The organism is Qingshengfaniella alkalisoli (assembly GCF_007855645.1).
Classification (GTDB): domain Bacteria; phylum Pseudomonadota; class Alphaproteobacteria; order Rhodobacterales; family Rhodobacteraceae; genus Qingshengfaniella; species Qingshengfaniella alkalisoli.
The window spans coordinates 713,748-731,875 of sequence record NZ_CP042261.1 but is presented as its reverse complement, the minus strand read 5'-3'; the positions used below and the strand labels follow the sequence as shown (position 1 = coordinate 731,875).

The following is an 18,128-nucleotide window of genomic DNA, read 5'->3' as shown; positions in this document are numbered from 1 at the left end:
CTCAGTAGGCCTTGCCACGGGCCGAGACGGGCCAGACGGTTTCGACCTTGCCGTTGCGTACCCCGACATACCAGTCGTGAACGTTGGCGGTCGGGTCGCAATGGCCTGGAACCAGCTTCAGCTTCTCGCCGACTTTCAGAACCCCCTTGGGATCCGCGATAACCCCATGCTCATCCGAGCACTTGATGTATTCCACGTCGTCACGCCCGTAGATGAACGGCAGGCCGCTATCGACCGACTGCGCCTTAAGACCCGCGTCGCAGATCGCCTTGTCGGCCTTGGCGTGGCTCATCACCTGGGTCAGGATGAAGAACGCGTTCTCCCATTCGCCCTGGTCGATGCGGTTGCCGTCCTTGTCCAGGATGCGGCCATAGTCGGCATCCATGAACGCGTAGGAGCCGCACTGAAGCTCGTTGTAGACGCCCGACCCGCTCTCGAAATAGTAGCTGCCGGTGCCGCCGCCCGAGACGAGTTCCGGCTCCAGCCCTTCGGCTTTCAGCGCCTCGACCGCGTCCGTGACCTGCGCAATTGCCGCGTCCAGCTTGGCCTTGCGATCCTCATAGCTGTCCATGTGCTGCATCGCACCCTGATAGGCCTGGATGCCGGTGAATTTCAGCCCCTGTGTTGCGTCAATCGCCTTGGCGATTTCAACAACCGCTTCGGTCGTCGTCACACCGCAGCGCCCTGCGCCGCAGTCGATCTCGACAAAACATTCCAGTTGTGTGCCGTGTTTCACAACGGCAGCAGCCAATTCGGGCACGTTGTCGACGTCATCCACGCACACGATGGTTCGCGCGCCCAGCTTGGGGATTTGCGCCAGCCGGTCGATCTTTCGCGGATCGCGCACCTCGTTCGATACCAGAATGTCCTTGATGCCACCACGGGCGAAGACCTCTGCCTCGCTGACCTTCTGACAGCAGACGCCAACCGCGCCGCCCAGTTCATGCTGCAGCTTCGCAACATCCACCGATTTGTGCATCTTGCCATGTACGCGGTGACGCATCCCGTGCGCCTTGGCATAGTCGCCCATCTTCTTGATGTTGCGCTCCAACGCGTCGAGGTCGAGCACGAGGCACGGCGTCTGAATATCAGCTTCGTCCATGCCGATTTGGGCGGGGACATCGTAACCGACTTCGAGTTCGGAAATCTTGGTCATATCGTTCATCTTAGCCTCCTCAGCTTTGCATCCAGGGGAGTTTTGCAAGGTCCACATTGCCGCCGGTGACGATCACACCGACACGCTTGCCCTTGAATACGTCAGGGTTCTTCAGAATGGTCGCCAGCGGCACCGCGCTTGACGGCTCCATCACGATCTTCATGCGCTGCCAGGTCAGTCGCATCGCATCGATGATGTCCTGCTCGCTGGCGGTCAGGATATCGGTGACGTGGTTGCTGACGAAATGCCAAGTCAGATCTTTCAGCGGTACTTTCAGCCCGTCGGCAACCGTGTTGGGCGCGTCGTCCGCGATGATGTGACCGGCCTTGAAGCTGCGATACGCGTCGTCGGCCTGCTCGGGTTCAGCGGCGTAGATCGCGACATCCTTGGCAATGTTGGACAGCGTGAGACAGGTACCCGATACCATACCACCACCACCGATCGGCGCAATGACAGCGTCAAGACCATCCGTTTGCTCCAGCAGTTCCCGCGAACAGGTGGCCTGCCCTGCGATGACGCGGTGATCATTATAGGGGTGGACGAATTCGGCGCCGGTTTCGACCTGCACCTTGGCAAAGACCTCTTCGCGCGACGAGGTGGAAGGCTCGCATTCGGTGATGATACCGCCATAACCGCGCACGGCGTCCTTCTTTGCTTGCGGCGCGGTGCGCGGCATAACGACATGGCAGGGAATACCCCGCTGGCCCGCTGCGTAGGACAGCGACAGCGCGTGATTGCCCGAAGAATGGGTCGCCACGCCGCGCTTGGCCGTCTCATCATCCAGACCGAAGACAGCGTTCGACGCGCCACGGACCTTGAAGGCCCCGGCCTTCTGGAAATTTTCGCATTTGAAGAACAGCTCGGCACCGGCAAGGGAATTGATATAGCTCGACGTCAGAACCGGTGTGCGGTGGATGTAGGGCACGATGCGGTCATGCGCCGCCTCTACATCTGCAAATGTGGGAATATACATCTGATCCAGATCCTTCATGGCATGTTACTCCGCTGCGACCTGAAAGGATTGCCCGGAATTGCGATAGCTGTCCTGCGCCGCTGCAACGCCGGAGCCCAGTTCGATATCCAGCCCCAGATCGGCCATGACCATCTCGGCAGTCGCAATCCCGCTGAGTGTCATGACATCTGTCAGGCTGCCCAGATGACCGATGCGGAAGACCTTACCGGCAACCTCGCCCAAGCCAACGCCAAAGGCCACGCCATACCTGGTTGCTGCGTGGGTGATGATCTTGGTCGCATCGAAGCCGTCTGGCGTGCGGATCGCGGTGATCGTGTCGGAATACAGATCCGGCGATGCCGCACAGATCGGCAGGCCCCAGGCATTGACAGCCGCGCGCACACCATCTGCGATGCGGCGGTGGCGCGCGAAGACGTTTTCCAGCCCCTCGTCCAGCAGCATCTTCGTCGCCTCGTTAAGCCCATTTAGCAAACCAACTGGCGGCGTATAGGGATAGGCGTTGTTGGCATAGCCCTTCGCCATGTCGCGGATGTCAAAAAAGGTGCGCGGCAGTTGTGCCGTTTCGACAGCCGCCATCGCCTTTTCGCTGAACCCGACAATCGCCAGACCTGCGGGCAGCATGAAGCCCTTTTGCGATCCGGTGACGGCGATATCGACGCCCCATTCGTCAAAACGGAAATCCATCGACGCGATGGAACTGACACCATCGACGAACAGCAGCGCGGGGTGATCCGCCGCATCCAGCGCCTTGCGTACGGCCGCGATGTCGGACCGAACGCCCGTCGCCGTCTCGTTATGCGTTGCCAGGACGACCTTGATCTCATGCCCCTTATCCGCTGCCAGAATTTCGGCGTAACGGTCGGCGGGCAGGCCCTGTCCCCAAGGCGTTTTCACGACCTGAACATCCAGCCCATGCCGTTGGCACATATCTATCCACCGATGCGAGAACATGCCATTGCGCGCCGCCAGCACCTTGTCACCGGCCGACAGCGTGTTCGTCAGCGCCGTTTCCCAGCCGCCGGTGCCAGTGGACGGGAAGATGAAGATTTCCGCCTTGCCGCCTTTCAGCACCTTGCGGATACCGTCACGTGCAGGGCGCAGGATTTCACCAAAGACAGGCGACCGATGGTCGATAGTCGGCATGTCACAAGCCTTGCGCAGCGATTCCGGCATATTGGTCGGGCCGGGAATGAAAACCGGATTCTGAAAGCTCATCGCTCCCTCCTCTGAACGGGTTCGGCTCAAGATAAGGCGGGATTCACCGAGGCTCAATTTTTTTTGAAATGCGATTTCATAACTTGCGAAAATTATGAATGCGGGCCTTTTCAATACCTTGTATTTTTCATATTATAAAATGTAATTTCACTTTTATTCGTGGAGCAGTTTATGACTTCTGTTGAAAGTGGTGAAAGGCGCACACGCGGACGCCCTCGCGCCTTTCACGACAAGACCGAACAGAACACAATCAAGTCGCTCGACCGTGCGCTAGTTGTTCTGCGCGCGCTTTCCCGAAGCGAAGGTATTGCCCTGTCTGAGCTTGCACGGCAACTGGGCGAGTCCCCGGCGACGCTTTATCGGATATTGGTTACGTATCAGCGCCACAATATGGTCGATCTGGACGAAGAAACCCAAGGCTGGCGCATCGGATCCGGCGCGTTTCTCGTGGGGTCGGCCTTTCTGCGTCGTACAAGCCTTGTCGAACGCGCCCGTCCGATCATGCGGGAGTTGATGGAAGACACGGGCGAAACCGCCAATCTGGGTATCCGGCGCGGCGGCGAGGTGCTCTTTCTCAGTCAGGTGGAAACGCATGCTCCGATCCGCGCCTTCTTTCCGCCCGGCACGCTGTCACCGCTGCATGCCTCCGGCATCGGCAAGGCGTTGCTGTCACAGATGAACGTGTCCCACCTTGAGAAACTTCTGGGTGAACTTCCGTTGGAGAGCTTCACCGAGAAGACACACCGCGCTGCCGATACACTGACGGAAGACTTGAAACGTGCCAGTGCCGACGGCTTCGCCGTGGATGACGAAGAACGCACGGAGGGCATGCGTTGCGTGGCGGCACCTGTATTCAATGCGTTCGGGGAAGCCGTGGCCGGGATTTCCGTCTCCGGCCCCACAAGCCGTGTCAGCCGGGACGATGTGCCTCGGCTCGGGGCTGCTGTTCAGGACGCCGCAAAACGGCTGACGGCTGCGATTGGCGGATGATCAGCCGGCGGAGGGCGCGTTCAGCCCGCCACGACCCAGCGGCATGTGGCGGTTGACATCCTTGTACAGAAGGTAACGGAACTTGCCCGGCCCGCCTGCATAACAGGCCTGCGGGCAGAAGGCGCGCAGCCACATGTAGTCGCCGGCCTCGACCTCCACCCAATCGCGGTTCAGACGATATACGGCTTTGCCTTCCAGCACATAGAGCCCGTGTTCCATCACATGGGTCTCAAGGAACGGAATGACCGCCCCCGGTTCCAGCGTGACAATGGTGACGTGCATGTCGTGGCGCAAATCGATCGGATCCACGAAGCGCGTGGTCGCCCAAGCGCCGTTCGTATCCGGCATCGCGGCAGGCTCGATGTCTTGTTCGTTGAGGAACAGCGGCTCGGGCTTGTCCAGCCCGTCGACGGCATCATAGGTTTTTCTGATCCAGTGGAACCGTGCGGTGGCTTCGCCGCGATTGCGCAGCGTCCAACCGCTTCCGGCGGGCAGATACGCGTAACCACCGGGCGTCAGTTCATGCGTTTCGTCATTGACCGTTACTTCTACCGCGCCTTCCACGACGAACAAGACGCCCTGCGCGCCGGTGTCGCATTCCGGTTTGTCGCTGCCCCCGCCCGTTTGCACTTCCATGATGTAATGCGAAAATGTCTCGGAGAACCCGGTCATCGGGCGCGCGATGACCCACAGCCGTGTCTCGTCCCAAAACGGTAATAAGCTAGTCACGATGTCCCGCATGGTTCCCTGCGGAATGACGGCGTAGCTATCCGTGAATACGGCGCGACCGGTCAGTAGTTCCGTCTGGCCCGGCAAGCCGCCCCTGGGCGCAAAATAGTTGGGATCGGGCATCGCATACTCCTGCGCTTCGCATGGTTCTCGACGACTTTAGAGAACCCGCATTCGCTCGACCATTGCCGCCGTCCAGACAGGTTCTTTCCGGTATTTTTGATAATCCGGGTACCTTTGCAATTGTCGACCGACACGCCATGCCATCCCGCAGGTGCACCTTTTTTAGACGTCGTCGCTCATAGTTTGCGCACTTCATGCCATCACGACCAACCGCGCAGGCTGTGATGTTCTTCTCAGGTTGCTCTGGCGCTATGCGCGCTCATGGTCTGGCCGGAAAGCAGGGTTCAAGTTTATGCCAGAACGATTGTCTATCGTCGTCGTCGAACAGGATCGCGAACGCGCACATTTTATCGTGGACAGCCTGCGCGAAGCCGGGGACCACGACATCGCCGTGATATCGGAGCCTGCGGGATTGGCGCGCAAGATTACGGAACGCAATCCCGATGTCGTGCTCGTGGATATCGACAGCCCGTCACGCGACATGCTCGAAGAACTGACGCTAGCCTCAAGTCCCCTGGAGCGTCCCGTCGCCATGTTCGTGGGACGCAGCGACGACAGCCTGACAAAAGCGGCAATCGAGGCTGGCGTATCCGCCTATGTCGTCGACGGTCTCCGTGCGGATCGCGTCAAACCGGTTCTGGACGCGGCGATTGCCCGGTTCAACATGTTCCAGCGCATGCGCGTGGAACTGGAAGCGACGAAACGCGCGCTGGAAGAACGCAAGGTGATCGACCGGGCCAAGGGCCTTTTGATGAAGGCACGCGGGATGAGCGAAGACCAAGCCTATGCATTGTTGCGCAAGACGGCGATGGATCAGGGCAAGAAGGTCGCGGATGTGGCAGATGCGCTTGTGACCGCTGCGGGCTTGCTGTCATGAGCCGTCGCAAGGTATCCGCCGGGTTCATCCCCTTGACCGACGCGGCCCCTTTGATCATCGCGCGTGAACTGGGCTTTGCCGACGAAGAGGGTCTGGACCTTACGCTGAAACCTGCGCCGTCATGGTCAACCCTTCGCGACATGCTGGCGGTCGGTGCGATAGACGCCGCCCATATGCTGTCGCCGGTGCCTATCGCGATGAGCCTCGGATTGGGCGGCATCCATCAACGCGTCGACGCGCTTTCGGTGCTATCCATCAATGGCGACGTCATCGGCGTATCCAACGATTTGTCCACACGGATGCGGGCAGCCGGATTCGCCTTCGATTTCGCGAATGTCCTGGAGGCAGGTCGCACGCTTGTCGCGGCCACGCCCGACGGTCTTCGTATCGGTGTTCCCTTCCCGTTTTCCATGCATGCAGAGCTGCTGTTCTGCTGGCTGACGGATTCCGGGCTGATCTCCCCGGATCGGCTGAAGATCAAGACTGTCCCCCCACCCTTGATGGCGCAGGCGATGGCCGATGGTGAAATTGACGCCTTCTGCGTGGGGGAGCCATGGGGATCGGAAACTGTCGAACGCGGACATGGAGAGCTTCTTCTTCCCGGGGCGGCGATCTGGAAATCCGCACCCGAAAAGGTGCTGGCGGTTCGACATGACTGGGCCGAAGTCCATTCTGCGCAGATACGCCCGCTTCTGCGCAGCTTGTGGCGCGCGGCCCGATGGCTCGCGGATTCCGACAATTCCACCACCGCCGCAGAGATCCTGTCCCGGGCGGAGTATCTCAATGTTTCCTCGATCGTCGTGGACCGGGCGCTGACCGGACGCCTGGTCGTCTCGCAGCGCGGGGAGGTTCGGCAGGTTCCGGACTTCCTGAGGTTTCATGCTGGCGCGGCAACATTCCCATGGCGAAGCCAGGCCGCGTGGATCGGCAGGCGATTGGCCGAACGTCACGGGTTGAATGTCGCCGACGCTATGGCGATCGCGCGGCAGGTTTTCCGATCCGACATATACCGGGACGCATTGCGCGACAGCGGTGCGATCCTGCCCGGAGCATCGGAAAAGGTCGAAGGTATTGTCGAGCAGCCGCTCGCCGCTGCCTCGGAAACCGGACGTCTGATTCTAGAACCGGACGGATTCTTCGATGGCCGCATTTTTGATCCCGACACCAGTATGTGATGCATTTTTGTGCAAGCGCAGCGACCGCGCTGTCGAGATGAAGAAAATGTAAACCCAATTTGCCGTGATCATTGACGCTGCGGTGCAGCAGCAGGCATGATTACTACAGACGAGGCAAGGGCGTTTCGTCACCAGACACACCCTCACAGATGTGGGTTCCCGAGCAAAGCCGCTCGACCCTCCGCGTAACCCGTGGAGTTGGTCAGCGGCTTTTTTTGTTTTTCCTAGGCCCTTCGGGGCGCACCGAGGCACCAAACATGAAACGGATCATTGCAACTCTCGCCACCAGCACATTTCTGGCAGGCCCCGCCCTTGCCGAGATGCTGCCGCTTGAAAAAGACATACTCACTTTCGGCTTCATCAAGCTGACCGATATGGCCCCGCTCGCTGTGGCTTACGAGCAAGGCTATTTCGACGATGAAGGCCTGTTCGTCACGCTGGAAGCGCAGGCAAACTGGAAGGTGCTTCTGGACGGTGTGATCGACGGCACGCTGGATGGCGCCCACATGCTGGCCGGCCAGCCACTGGCCGCGACCATTGGCTACGGCACCGAGGCACATATCGTTACGCCCTTTTCGATGGACCTGAACGGCAACGGCATCACCGTATCGAATGACGTTTGGGAAATGATGAAGCCTAACGTGCCGACCATGGATGACGGTCGCCCGCAGCACCCGATTTCGGCAGAGGCGCTTGCGCCCGTGGTTGATGACTACCGCGCCAAGGGTGAGGCGTTCAAGATGGGCATGGTTTTCCCTGTCTCGACCCACAATTACGAATTGCGCTACTGGCTCGCCGCCGGCGGCCTGGAACCCGGCTATTACGGGCAGGACGACACCACGGGGCAAATCGGTGCGGATGTCCTGTTGTCGGTCACCCCGCCGCCGCAAATGCCCGCCACGATGGAGGCCGGAACGATCCACGGCTACTGCGTGGGCGAACCGTGGAACCAGCAGGCGGTCTTCAAAGGGGTCGGTGTGCCGGTGATCACCGATTTCGAAATCTGGAAGAACAACCCGGAAAAGGTCTTTGGAATCACCGCCGAATTCGCCGAAGAAAACCCCAACACGACGCTGGCCATCACCAAGGCGCTGATCCGCGCGGCGATGTGGCTTGATGAAAACGACAATGCCAACCGTGAAGCCGCCGTCGAGATCCTGTCGCGCCCCGAATATGTCGGTGCAGACGCCGAAGTGATCGCCAACTCGATGACCGGCACTTTCGAGTATGAAAAGGGCGACACGCGCGACGTACCTGATTTCAACGTCTTCTTCCGGCATTACGCGACCTACCCTTACTACTCGGACGCCGTGTGGTACCTGACGCAGATGCGCCGCTGGGGCCAGATCGGCGAGGCAAAGCCGGACAGCTGGTATGACGAGATCGCACAATCGGTCTACAAGCCGGAGATCTATCTCGAAGCTGCGCGCTTTCTGGTCGAAGAAGGGCTGGCGGATGAAGCGGACTTTCCATGGGACAGCGACGGCTACCGTGCGCCGACGCCGTCCGAAGATATCATCGACGGGATCGCGTATGACGGCCGCGCGCCGAACGCTTATCTCGACAGCCTTCCCATCGGTCTGAAGGGCGACCAGCGCGTCGTCGGAAACGAGGTGCAGGGGTAAGCGCCGTCCTGGAAAGGCCCCGATGGAGCCTTCCAGGCGCGATGGGGCGGAGCTCCGAGCAGCACCCTGAACCTCCCCCCTGCCCCAGCCGAACGCCAGAACTGGAAACGACATGACCGCAATCGACACACACACCATTCAGGACGCGCAGCGCGAAGAACGACGCGCCCGCCTGTTCACCCGCATCAACAAGGCCGACAAATGGTTCAAGGTACTCGGGCTTTCGTGGCTTACCCCGATGCTTCGGGCCGCTGTCGGCGACAACCCGAAGGCGCAGGTCAAGGAGATCTGGAAACTTCTGGGCGTGCCCCTGGTCGCCATCGCCGCATTCCTGATGTTTTGGGCCACGCTCGCCCCGACCGTGCAAACATCGCTCGGGGCAATCCCCGGCCCCGGCAAGGTCTGGGAGGAAGCCGTCGGGCTGCATCAGGACGCGCTGCAAAAGGGCGAACAGGAACGCGCCTTCGCAGCCCGCGTGGATGAACGCAACCAACGCCTGATCGAAGCCGGTCGTGCAGACGAGGTCAAGGACATCCCCTTCACCGGTGCTCCCAGCTATTACGACCAGATCTGGACATCGATACAGACCGTGTTCTTTGGCTTTCTGCTAGCCACGGTCGTTGCCGTGCCGCTCGGCATCATCGCGGGGCTGTCGCCCGTGGCCAATGCGGCGATGAACCCGCTGGTCCAGATTTTCAAACCCGTCAGCCCGCTCGCATGGTTGCCCATCGTGACGATGATCGTCTCGGCGGTCTATGTCAGCAATGACGGGCTGTTCGCCAAGTCGTTCATCGTATCGGCGGTGACGGTCACGTTGTGTTCGCTATGGCCTACCTTGATCAACACTTCGCTCGGCGTGGCTTCCATCGACAGGGACCTGGTCAATGTGGGGCGCGTACTGAAGCTGAATACGCGGACGAAGATCACCAAGCTCGTCCTGCCTTCGGCACTGCCACTGATTTTCACCGGCCTGCGCCTGTCGCTCGGTGTCGGCTGGATGGTGCTGATCGCGGCTGAAATGCTGGCCCAGAACCCCGGGCTTGGCAAATTCGTCTGGGACGAGTTCCAGAACGGGTCGTCGAGTTCACTGGCGCGCATCATGGTCGCGGTGCTGACCATCGGGATCATCGGGTTCATCCTCGACCGGATCATGTTCGCGCTGCAGTCCCTGTTCACCTTCTCGAACAACCGGTGAGCGTCATGAGCATTCTTGAATTCGACAACGTGAACAAGGGCTTCGGTGACGGTGCCGAGCGCAGCGAGATCCTCAAGGGGATCGACCTGAAGATCGAGAACGGCGAATTTGTTGCGATCCTCGGCTTTTCCGGCACCGGGAAATCCACCCTGATCAACCTGATGGCAGGGCTGGAAACACCAGACACCGGCAGCGTCACGTTCAAAGGCAAGACCATTGACGGTCCTTCGCCCGAACGCGGCCTGGTCTTTCAGTCCTATTCCCTGATGCCCTGGCTGACAGTTGCAGGAAATATCGAACTCGCCATTAATGCCGTTCACACCGGCAAATCAAAATCGGAACGCAAGGCACTGATCGACAAGTATATCGGCATGGTCGGGCTGTCACACGCAACGCACCGTCGTCCGGCTGAACTGTCAGGCGGTATGCGGCAACGTGTGGCCGTGGCACGCGCGCTGGCAATGAACCCCGAAATGCTGTTGCTGGATGAGCCGCTTTCAGCGCTCGACGCGCTAACCCGCGCGAACCTGCAGGACGAGATCGAGCAGATCTGGGAACAGGACCGCAAGACGGTCGTGCTGATCACCAATGACGTGGACGAGGCAATCCTGCTTGCCGACCGGATCATCCCGCTCAATCCAGACGGAACGCTGGGAGACGAGTTCAAGGTCTCCATCCCGCGCCCACGCGATCGTACCGCGATGAACCATGACGCGCAGTTCAAGAAACTGCGCGCGGAGGTTACAAAGTACCTGATGGATGTCGGCATCGCGGCCAAGATCGAAGACAGCCGTGTTCTGCCCGATGTGACGCCCATCCACGGTGCGCCCAAGGCCTATGCCAAAGCCGCGGTCAGCCCGATCGAAGACCGGTACCTGCAATATTCGCAGCTGTGCAAGGTCTACCCCACCCCCAAGGGACCACTGACCGTGGTAGAGAATTTCGAGCTGAACCTGAAGCAGGGCGAGTTCGTCAGCCTGATCGGTCACTCCGGCTGCGGCAAGTCCACTGTCCTGACCATGACCGCAGGGCTGAACGAGATATCATCCGGCGCAATCAAGCTGGATGGCCGCCATGTCGAAGGTGCCGATCCTGAACGCGCAGTGGTGTTCCAGTCGCCCTCGCTGTTTCCGTGGCTGACGGCGAAGGAAAACGTCGCCATCGGTGTCGACCGCGTCTACCCCAAGGCCACCCAGCCGGAACGACAGGATGTCGTCGAATATTATCTGGAACGGGTCGGGCTGGCCGACGCGATGGACAAGCCCGCATCGGAACTTTCGAACGGTATGCGCCAGCGCGTCGGTATCGCGAGGGCCTTTGCCTTGTCGCCCAAGCTGCTGCTGCTCGATGAACCCTTCGGGATGCTCGACAGCCTGACGCGCTGGGAATTGCAGGAGGTGCTGATGGAAGTCTGGTCACGCACCAAGGTCACCGCCGTTTGCGTCACCCATGATGTGGATGAGGCAATCCTGCTGGCCGACCGCGTGGTCATGATGACCAACGGCCCACGCGCCACCATCGGCAAGATCATGGATGTCACCCTGCCCCGCCCGCGCACGCGCAAGGCGCTGCTGGAGCATTCGGATTACTACGCCTACCGCGAGGAGCTGCTGTCGTTCCTTGAGGAATATGAACACGGTGCCCGCCCCAAGAAGAAGGAGGCCGCATGATGCGCCCCAGACTAGTTGTGATCGGTGCCGGCATGGCCTCTGGCCGTGCGCTGGAGCACCTCTTTGACGCCGCCCCCGATGCCTATGACGTGACCCTGTTCGGATCTGAGCCGCGCGGGAACTACAACCGGATCATGTTGTCGCCCGTTCTGTCCGGCGAAAAGACGTATGAGGAAATCGTCACGCATGATGCGGAATGGTATACCGAGCACGGCGTGACCTGCCGCTTCGGTGAAACCGTGACCCGCATCGACCGTGACCGGAAGATCGTCGTGACGGCGAAAGGCGAAACATCCTATGACAAGCTGATCGTCGCCACCGGATCCGCCCCGTTCATCATTCCCGTGCCGGGCAAGGATCTGCCGGGCGTGATGGCCTATCGCGATCTGGATGACGTTCACAAGATGCTGGATGCCGCCGAAAAGCCCAATCCCAAGGCCGTGGTGATCGGCGGGGGTCTGTTGGGGCTGGAAGCAGCGGCAGGTCTGCAGATGCGCGGGATGAAGGTCACCGTGCTGCACCTGATGGGCCATTTGATGGAACGTCAGCTTGATCCCGCCGCGGGATATCTGCTGCGCAAGGAATTAGAAGGCCGCGGCATCCGCGTGCATTGCGAAGCAGCGACCAAAGCCATTCTCGGGGAGGAGAAAGTCGAGGCCGTGCTGTTGGAGGACGGCACGGTCTACGACGCCGATATCGTGGTCATGGCGGCGGGCATCCGACCCGAAACCCGCATCGCCACGGACGCCGAACTGGAGGTCGAGCGCGGCATCGTCGTCAACGACCAGATGGTAACCAGCGACCCTGACATCCTGGCATTTGGCGAATGTGTGCAGCATGAGGGCATCGTCTACGGCCTCGTTGCACCGCTTTACGAGATGGCGAAGGTCGCGGCAAAGACATTGCAGGGCGAAGACGCAGCCTATCGTGGCTCGCAAACCTCGACCAAGCTGAAGGTCACCGGTGTCGATCTGTTCAGCGCGGGCGATTTTGCCGATGGCGATGACCGCGACGAGATCGTGTTCCGCGACCCATCGCGCGGTGTCTACAAGCGGCTGGTCCTGAAGGAAAATCGCCTGATTGGCGCCGTCATGTATGGCGATACGCAGGACGGAAGCTGGTTCTTCGGCCTGCAGAAGGACGGCACGGATGTCGCCGAAATGCGCGACACCCTGATCTTCGGGCCTGCCTTCCAGGGAGGGGCCAGCGTGGACCCTATGGCGGCCGTTGCAGCATTGCCGGATGAGGCAGAGATTTGCGGCTGTAACGGCGTGTGCAAGGGGCAAATCGTCCAGGCCATCCAGGATGGTGCAACCGATCTGGGCGCCATGCGCGCGGTGACCAAGGCGTCGGGGTCCTGCGGGACCTGTACCGGCCTGGTCGAACAGGTGCTGGCGGTCACGCTCGGTGATGATTTCGTCCTGCCGACAGCACAACCCGTCTGCGGCTGTACGGATCTGACGCATGAGGACGTGCGCCGCCTGATCAAGTCTCAGGAACTGAAATCAATGCCCGCCGTCATGCAGGAGCTTGACTGGAAAACTTCCTGCGGGTGTCATGTGTGCCGCCCTGCCCTGAATTTCTACCTGCTGGCGGATTGGCCAGCGGAATACCGCGACGATCCGCAAAGCCGCTTCGTCAATGAACGCAACCACGCGAACATCCAGAAAGATGGTACCTATTCTGTCGTTCCGCGCATGTGGGGCGGTCTGACCAATCCACGCGAATTGCGCGCCATTGCGGATGCGGCGGACAAGTACAACGTCCCGACCGTGAAGGTGACTGGCGGGCAGCGTATCGACCTTCTGGGCGTCAAGAAGGAAGACCTGCCCCGCATGTGGGCCGATCTGAACGCCGCCGGGCTGGTATCCGGACACGCTTATTCCAAGGGGCTACGAACGGTGAAGACCTGTGTCGGCAAGGAACACTGCCGTTTCGGGACGCAAGACAGCACTGGGCTTGGCGTTAAGCTTGAAAAGCGTCTGTGGGGATCATGGACGCCGCACAAGGTGAAGCTGGCTGTGTCGGGCTGTCCGCGCAACTGTGCCGAAGCGACCTGCAAGGATGTCGGTATCGTCTGTGTCGATAGCGGTTATGAGGTCAGCGTCGGCGGTGCCGCCGGCATGGATTTGAAGGAAACCGAAGCGCTGGCCAAGGTCACGTCCGAGCAGGAGGCGATCGACGTGACCGTCGCGTTCGTCCAGCTATTCCGCGAAAACGCGAAGTACCTGGACCGGCCCTACAAATGGCTCGCCAAGGTCGGGCTCGACTGGGTAAAAGCGCGCGTGGTCGACGATCTGGCCGAGCGCCAGATGCTGATCGAACGGTTCGACCTGTCGCAAAGCATCTACCAGAAGGACCCTTGGGCCGAGCGCGCCAATGCGGACGCGCAGCATGCCATGGCGCCCCTTGCCAATCTGACACTGGAGGCCGCGGAATGAACTGGGTTGATATCGGCGCGTTGGACGACATCCCGCAACGCGGTGCCCGCGTCGTGAAAACGGCAATGGGGTGCGTGGCGGTCTTTCGTACCCGCGACGATCAGGTATTTGCCACCTCGGACCGTTGCCCGCATAAGGGTGGCCCGCTGAGCGAAGGCATCGTGCATGGCCACAAGGTCACCTGCCCTTTGCACAACTGGGTGTTCTCGCTGGAAACGGGCGAGGCTGAGGGCGCGGATGAGGGGCAGATTTCGACCTATTCGGCGCGCGTGCAGGATGGCCGCGTCTATCTGGATGCAACCGAACTGATGAAGCGGTCGGCTGCGTGATGGACGGAAGTGCTCCATTTTCATCGGTGAAAACCACCCGCAGCACATGCCCCTATTGCGGCGTGGGCTGCGGCGTGAAGATCACGCAGGGCGCGGATGGCACGCGGTCGCTGCAGGGTGATCCCGATCATCCGGCGAACAAGGGACGCTTGTGTTCCAAAGGCTCTGCGCTTTTGGAAACAATCGGGTTGGAAGACCGGCTGCTCCATCCCGTCGTGGACGGTCACCGCGCCGATTGGGACTCCGCGATTGCGCGGGCCGCAAGCGCGTTCAGTTCCACCATCGCCCAGCACGGGCCTGAAAGCGTGGCTTTCTATGTCTCGGGCCAGATGCTGACCGAGGACTACTACGTCGCCAACAAGCTGATGAAAGGTTTCATCGGCACGGGCAACATCGACACCAATTCGCGGCTATGCATGGCCTCGACCGTGGCGGGACACCGCCGCGCCTTTGGCACGGACACGGTTCCGGGATGCTATGAAGACCTTGAACTGGCCGATCTGGTCGTGCTGGTCGGATCCAACCTCGCCTGGTGCCACCCGGTGCTGTATCAGCGTATCGTTGCGGCCAAAGCGGAACGTCCCGAAATGCGGGTCGTCAACATCGACCCGCGCCGCACCGCTACATGCGACATTGCCGATCTGCACCTGCCTCTGAAATCGGGATCCGACGTCGCACTGTTCAACACGCTTCTGGCCGAGATATCGCGGCGCGGGGCCTGCAACTGGCGCTACATCAACGATCATGTCAGCGGGTTCATGTCAGCGCTTGGGGCCGCACGAGCGTCTGATCCGGATGCCACCGGCCTGTCGCGCGACGATATCAATGCGTTCTGCGACATGTGGATCGGGACGGAAAAGGTGGTCACAGTCTTCAGCCAAGGGGTGAACCAGTCCTCGAACGGCACCGACAAGGTCAACGCGATCATCAACTGTCACCTTGCGACCGGACGCATTGGACGGCCAGGCATGGGCCCGTTCAGCGTCACCGGGCAACCCAATGCGATGGGTGGACGCGAGGTCGGAGGCTTGGCCAACATGTTGGCCAATCACCTGGACATCGACGACCAGACCCATCGCGACGCTGTAAAGAAATTCTGGAACAGCCCCCGTATCGCTCAAGGTCCCGGGCGCAAGGCGGTTGATCTGTTCCAAGCGGTCGCGGATGGCAAGATAAAGGCACTTTGGATCATAGGGACTAACCCGGCGGTGTCCATGCCGGACGCCGATCTGGTCCGTGATGCGATAGAACTTTGCGACTTCGTGGCCGTTTCCGATGTAACCGCCCGGACCGACACCGCCCGTCTGGCTGACGTACTTTTCCCTGCGCTCGGCTGGGGCGAAAAAGATGGCACCGTCACCAATTCAGAGCGCCGGATCAGCCGGCAGCGACCTTTCCTGCCCGCCCCCGGTGAGGCACGCGCCGACTGGCGGATCATTTGCGACGTCGCCTGCGCGATGGGCTGGAGCGATGCCTTCACCCACGCCAAGCCCGCCGACGTGTTCCGCGAACATGCGCAACTGTCCCGCGTAACCGCCAGCTTTGGACTGGATTTCGATATCTCGGCCCTGTCGGAGATCGGCGACACCGACTATGAAACGCTTCATCCGTTCCGTTGGCCGGTCGGCAACGTCGACAATGCACGCCTGTTCGGCGATGGTGGTTTTTATACCCCTGACCGCAGGGCGCGGATGATCCCGGTGCGGCATTCCGGTCCCGCGAAACCCGATGCTTATCCCTTGGTGCTGAATACAGGCCGTGTGCGCGACCACTGGCACACGCTGACGCGCACCGGCAAATCCGCGCGGCTTTCGAAACACATCGCGGAGCCCTATCTCGAAATCCATCCAGACGACGCCCGGCAGCACGGTTTGAAGCCTGCCGATATCGCGGCCGTGCAAAACCCGACCGGGCGCGCTTTGTTGCGCGTTCTGGTGACAGACCGCGTTCGGCCGGGCGAGATGTTCGCTCCCATGCACTGGACAGGTGAGTTCACGTCCGAAGGCCGGATAGACGCCGTGGTCCCCTCTCGCGTCGACCCGGTATCGGGCCAGCCCGAAAGCAAGGCTGCGCCGGTCAAGGTTTCTCGTTTCGATACGAAGTGGTTTGGCTTCGCCGTTGCATCCAACCGCTTTCAACCGGATTGCGCATATTGGGCACGCTCCAAGACCCAAAGTGGCTGGCAGTGCGAAATGGCCGGAGACACATTTCCCGAAGATTGGACCGACTGGGCACAGGACTGCTTCGGGCTTGATGAGGTGCCCCGTGTCGTCGTCGAGGATGCCCGCCGTAGCGGGACGCGTATCGCGTTCCTGTGCGACGGAAAACTCCTGGCAGCGCTGTTCATCGGTCCTCAGCCGATTGCTCTTGCGCGGAACTACCTTGGCGCACTGCCCGGCCTGGACGCCTCGGCCGATGTACTGTCGGGCTGGCCCGGTGCGGATCGCCCTGATCCGGGCCCCACGGTCTGTGCCTGTTTCGACGTCGGCGCGAACACCATTCTGGCGGCGATCGACGAAAAGCGCCTCGTATCTGTGGATGCCATCGGAGACGCCCTGCGTGCGGGAACCAATTGCGGGTCGTGCAGGCCGGAGCTACGCAGGTTGTTGGAACAATCCCAACGACTGGAGGCCGCAGAATGACACTGACCCCGTATATCCGCGCCATGGGGCGAGGTCCGTCCCGCGCCAGATCCCTGTCCCGCGACGAGGCCCGCGACGCAATGCGCATCATCCTGTCGGGCGACGCGGCGCCCGAGGCCGTCGGCGCGCTTCTGATGCTACTGCGATACCGTGGCGAAGTGCCAGACGAAATAGCAGGCTTCGTCGAGGCATTCCGCGAGTTGATCGATGATCGCTATGCCGCGCGCGCCGATCTGGACTGGCCAAGCTATGCCGCGGGTCGGTCACGTGGTTTGCCGTGGTTTCTGCTGTCGGCAAAGCTGGTGGCGCAGTCGGGCGTTCGCGTTTTGCTGCATGGCTGGAACAGCCACCAAGGGGCAATCGCATCGGTGCAAGAGGCCTTGCCGGTTATCGATATCCCAGTCGCATCTTCGCTATCCGACGCCGGCAGACTGATGGACAGGCACCGGATCAGCTATCTCCCGCTGGAAACCTTTCATCCGCGCGGGTTCGAGTTGCTGAAGCTGCGTAAGGTTCTCGGGCTGCGGTCTGCCGTCAACACGGTGTTGCGCGTTCAGAACCCGGGTGGGGCGGCCAGCACCGTCCAAGGCGTGTTTCACCCCCCCTATCGCGAGCTTCAAATCAGCGCCGCGGAACGTCTGAGCCAACCCAACGCGCTGATCATCAAAGGTGGCGGTGGTGAATTCGAACGCCACCCGTCAAAGGAAATCTCGATCTACGGCCTGGCAGACGGAAAACAGTGGCGAGACCGTACGCCGGTCCTGATCGAAGAGCATCGTCGCCTTTCAGCGGATGAACTCACCCGCGAAGACATGGCCCGCCTGTGGAATGGCGATATCAGCGATGCCTTCGCCGAGTCCGTGATCACCGGAACTGCCGCGCTTGCGCTCCTCGCCAGCGGCAAATCCAGCACCCTGGCCAAAGCCCAAAGCCGCGCCGAGGCGCTGTGGGCCAGCCGGTCTCAGATTCAGGCGGCCTGACAGGAGAC

Annotated in this window: 14 protein-coding genes; 10 read left to right on the top strand and 4 right to left on the bottom strand. The window is 60.9% G+C overall.

Going from position 1 to position 18,128, the window contains the following annotated elements:
- Position 1: 1 nt before the first annotated feature.
- The 3 genes from bhcC to bhcA are packed head-to-tail and all read right to left on the bottom strand — an operon-like array spanning position 2 to position 3,344.
- Positions 2-1,165, bottom strand: a complete 1,164-nt coding sequence (gene bhcC, locus FPZ52_RS03800; RefSeq protein ID WP_146363863.1) for a 3-hydroxy-D-aspartate aldolase BhcC — start codon at positions 1,163-1,165, stop codon at positions 2-4.
- 10 nt (positions 1,166-1,175) lie between these two features.
- Positions 1,176-2,147: a beta-hydroxyaspartate dehydratase BhcB gene (bhcB, locus tag FPZ52_RS03795; RefSeq protein WP_146363861.1), complete on the bottom strand. Its 972-nt coding sequence runs from the start codon at positions 2,145-2,147 to the stop codon at positions 1,176-1,178.
- A gap of 6 nt (positions 2,148-2,153) precedes the next feature.
- Positions 2,154-3,344, bottom strand: a complete 1,191-nt coding sequence (gene bhcA, locus FPZ52_RS03790) for an L-aspartate--glyoxylate aminotransferase BhcA (protein WP_146363859.1) — start codon at positions 3,342-3,344, stop codon at positions 2,154-2,156.
- A gap of 171 nt (positions 3,345-3,515) precedes the next feature.
- Here bhcA and bhcR point away from each other — a divergent pair, with 171 nt between their 5' ends.
- Positions 3,516-4,334, top strand: a complete 819-nt coding sequence (bhcR, locus tag FPZ52_RS03785; protein ID WP_146363857.1) for an HTH-type transcriptional regulator BhcR — start codon at positions 3,516-3,518, stop codon at positions 4,332-4,334.
- Here bhcR and FPZ52_RS03780 read toward each other — a convergent pair whose 3' ends face one another.
- On the bottom strand, positions 4,335-5,186 hold the full coding sequence (locus FPZ52_RS03780) for a bifunctional allantoicase/(S)-ureidoglycine aminohydrolase (RefSeq protein WP_146363855.1): 852 nt from the start codon (positions 5,184-5,186) through the stop codon (positions 4,335-4,337).
- Positions 5,187-5,478: 292 nt separating this feature from the next.
- Between FPZ52_RS03780 and FPZ52_RS03775 the strand changes: the two genes are divergently transcribed.
- The 9 genes from FPZ52_RS03775 (at position 5,479) to FPZ52_RS03735 (ending at position 18,120) form a co-directional block, all read left to right on the top strand.
- Positions 5,479-6,063: an ANTAR domain-containing response regulator gene (locus FPZ52_RS03775; protein WP_146363853.1), complete on the top strand. Its 585-nt coding sequence runs from the start codon at positions 5,479-5,481 to the stop codon at positions 6,061-6,063.
- Complete coding sequence (locus tag FPZ52_RS03770; RefSeq protein ID WP_146363851.1) at positions 6,060-7,238, top strand: ABC transporter substrate-binding protein; 1,179 nt, start codon at positions 6,060-6,062, stop codon at positions 7,236-7,238. The genes FPZ52_RS03775 and FPZ52_RS03770 overlap by 4 nt, the downstream gene beginning before the upstream one ends.
- 257 nt (positions 7,239-7,495) lie before the next feature.
- A complete protein-coding gene (locus FPZ52_RS03765) occupies positions 7,496-8,863 on the top strand; it encodes a CmpA/NrtA family ABC transporter substrate-binding protein (RefSeq protein ID WP_146363849.1) in 1,368 nt (455 codons plus the stop codon).
- Between the two features lie 112 nt (positions 8,864-8,975).
- Positions 8,976-10,058: an ABC transporter permease gene (locus tag FPZ52_RS03760; RefSeq protein ID WP_146363847.1), complete on the top strand. Its 1,083-nt coding sequence runs from the start codon at positions 8,976-8,978 to the stop codon at positions 10,056-10,058.
- A gap of 5 nt (positions 10,059-10,063) precedes the next feature.
- A complete protein-coding gene (locus tag FPZ52_RS03755) occupies positions 10,064-11,728 on the top strand; it encodes an ABC transporter ATP-binding protein (RefSeq protein WP_146363845.1) in 1,665 nt (554 codons plus the stop codon).
- Entirely contained in the window at positions 11,728-14,169 is a 2,442-nt protein-coding gene (nirB, locus tag FPZ52_RS03750; protein ID WP_146365646.1) for a nitrite reductase large subunit NirB, read from the top strand. Before FPZ52_RS03755 ends, nirB begins: the two co-directional genes overlap by 1 nt.
- Complete coding sequence (gene nirD / locus FPZ52_RS03745) at positions 14,166-14,498, top strand: nitrite reductase small subunit NirD (RefSeq protein WP_146363843.1); 333 nt, start codon at positions 14,166-14,168, stop codon at positions 14,496-14,498. Before nirB ends, nirD begins: the two co-directional genes overlap by 4 nt.
- Positions 14,498-17,140 (top strand): nitrate reductase, encoded by a 2,643-nt coding sequence (locus FPZ52_RS03740; protein WP_146363841.1) that lies wholly within the window; start codon positions 14,498-14,500, stop codon positions 17,138-17,140. Before nirD ends, FPZ52_RS03740 begins: the two co-directional genes overlap by 1 nt.
- Positions 17,137-18,120, top strand: coding sequence for a glycosyl transferase family protein (locus FPZ52_RS03735; RefSeq protein ID WP_146363839.1), 984 nt, complete (start codon positions 17,137-17,139; stop codon positions 18,118-18,120). Before FPZ52_RS03740 ends, FPZ52_RS03735 begins: the two co-directional genes overlap by 4 nt.
- Positions 18,121-18,128 lie beyond the last annotated feature (8 nt).

Bases quoted from the DNA above. Each gene is read 5' to 3' on its own strand.
- bhcR (WP_146363857.1), top strand. From the start codon at position 3,516: ATGACTTCTGTTGAAAGTGGTGAAAGGCGCACACGCGGACGCCCTCGC.
- nirB (WP_146365646.1), top strand. From the start codon at position 11,728: ATGCGCCCCAGACTAGTTGTGATCGGTGCCGGCATGGCCTCTGGCCGT.
- FPZ52_RS03735 (WP_146363839.1), top strand. From the start codon at position 17,137: ATGACACTGACCCCGTATATCCGCGCCATGGGGCGAGGTCCGTCCCGC.
- bhcB (WP_146363861.1), bottom strand. From the start codon at position 2,147: ATGAAGGATCTGGATCAGATGTATATTCCCACATTTGCAGATGTAGAG.
- nirD (WP_146363843.1), top strand. From the start codon at position 14,166: ATGAACTGGGTTGATATCGGCGCGTTGGACGACATCCCGCAACGCGGT.
- FPZ52_RS03780 (WP_146363855.1), bottom strand. From the start codon at position 5,186: ATGCCCGATCCCAACTATTTTGCGCCCAGGGGCGGCTTGCCGGGCCAG.
- FPZ52_RS03770 (WP_146363851.1), top strand. From the start codon at position 6,060: ATGAGCCGTCGCAAGGTATCCGCCGGGTTCATCCCCTTGACCGACGCG.
- FPZ52_RS03740 (WP_146363841.1), top strand. From the start codon at position 14,498: ATGGACGGAAGTGCTCCATTTTCATCGGTGAAAACCACCCGCAGCACA.
- bhcA (WP_146363859.1), bottom strand. From the start codon at position 3,344: ATGAGCTTTCAGAATCCGGTTTTCATTCCCGGCCCGACCAATATGCCG.
- FPZ52_RS03775 (WP_146363853.1), top strand. From the start codon at position 5,479: ATGCCAGAACGATTGTCTATCGTCGTCGTCGAACAGGATCGCGAACGC.
- bhcC (WP_146363863.1), bottom strand. From the start codon at position 1,165: ATGAACGATATGACCAAGATTTCCGAACTCGAAGTCGGTTACGATGTC.
- FPZ52_RS03755 (WP_146363845.1), top strand. From the start codon at position 10,064: ATGAGCATTCTTGAATTCGACAACGTGAACAAGGGCTTCGGTGACGGT.
- FPZ52_RS03765 (WP_146363849.1), top strand. From the start codon at position 7,496: ATGAAACGGATCATTGCAACTCTCGCCACCAGCACATTTCTGGCAGGC.
- FPZ52_RS03760 (WP_146363847.1), top strand. From the start codon at position 8,976: ATGACCGCAATCGACACACACACCATTCAGGACGCGCAGCGCGAAGAA.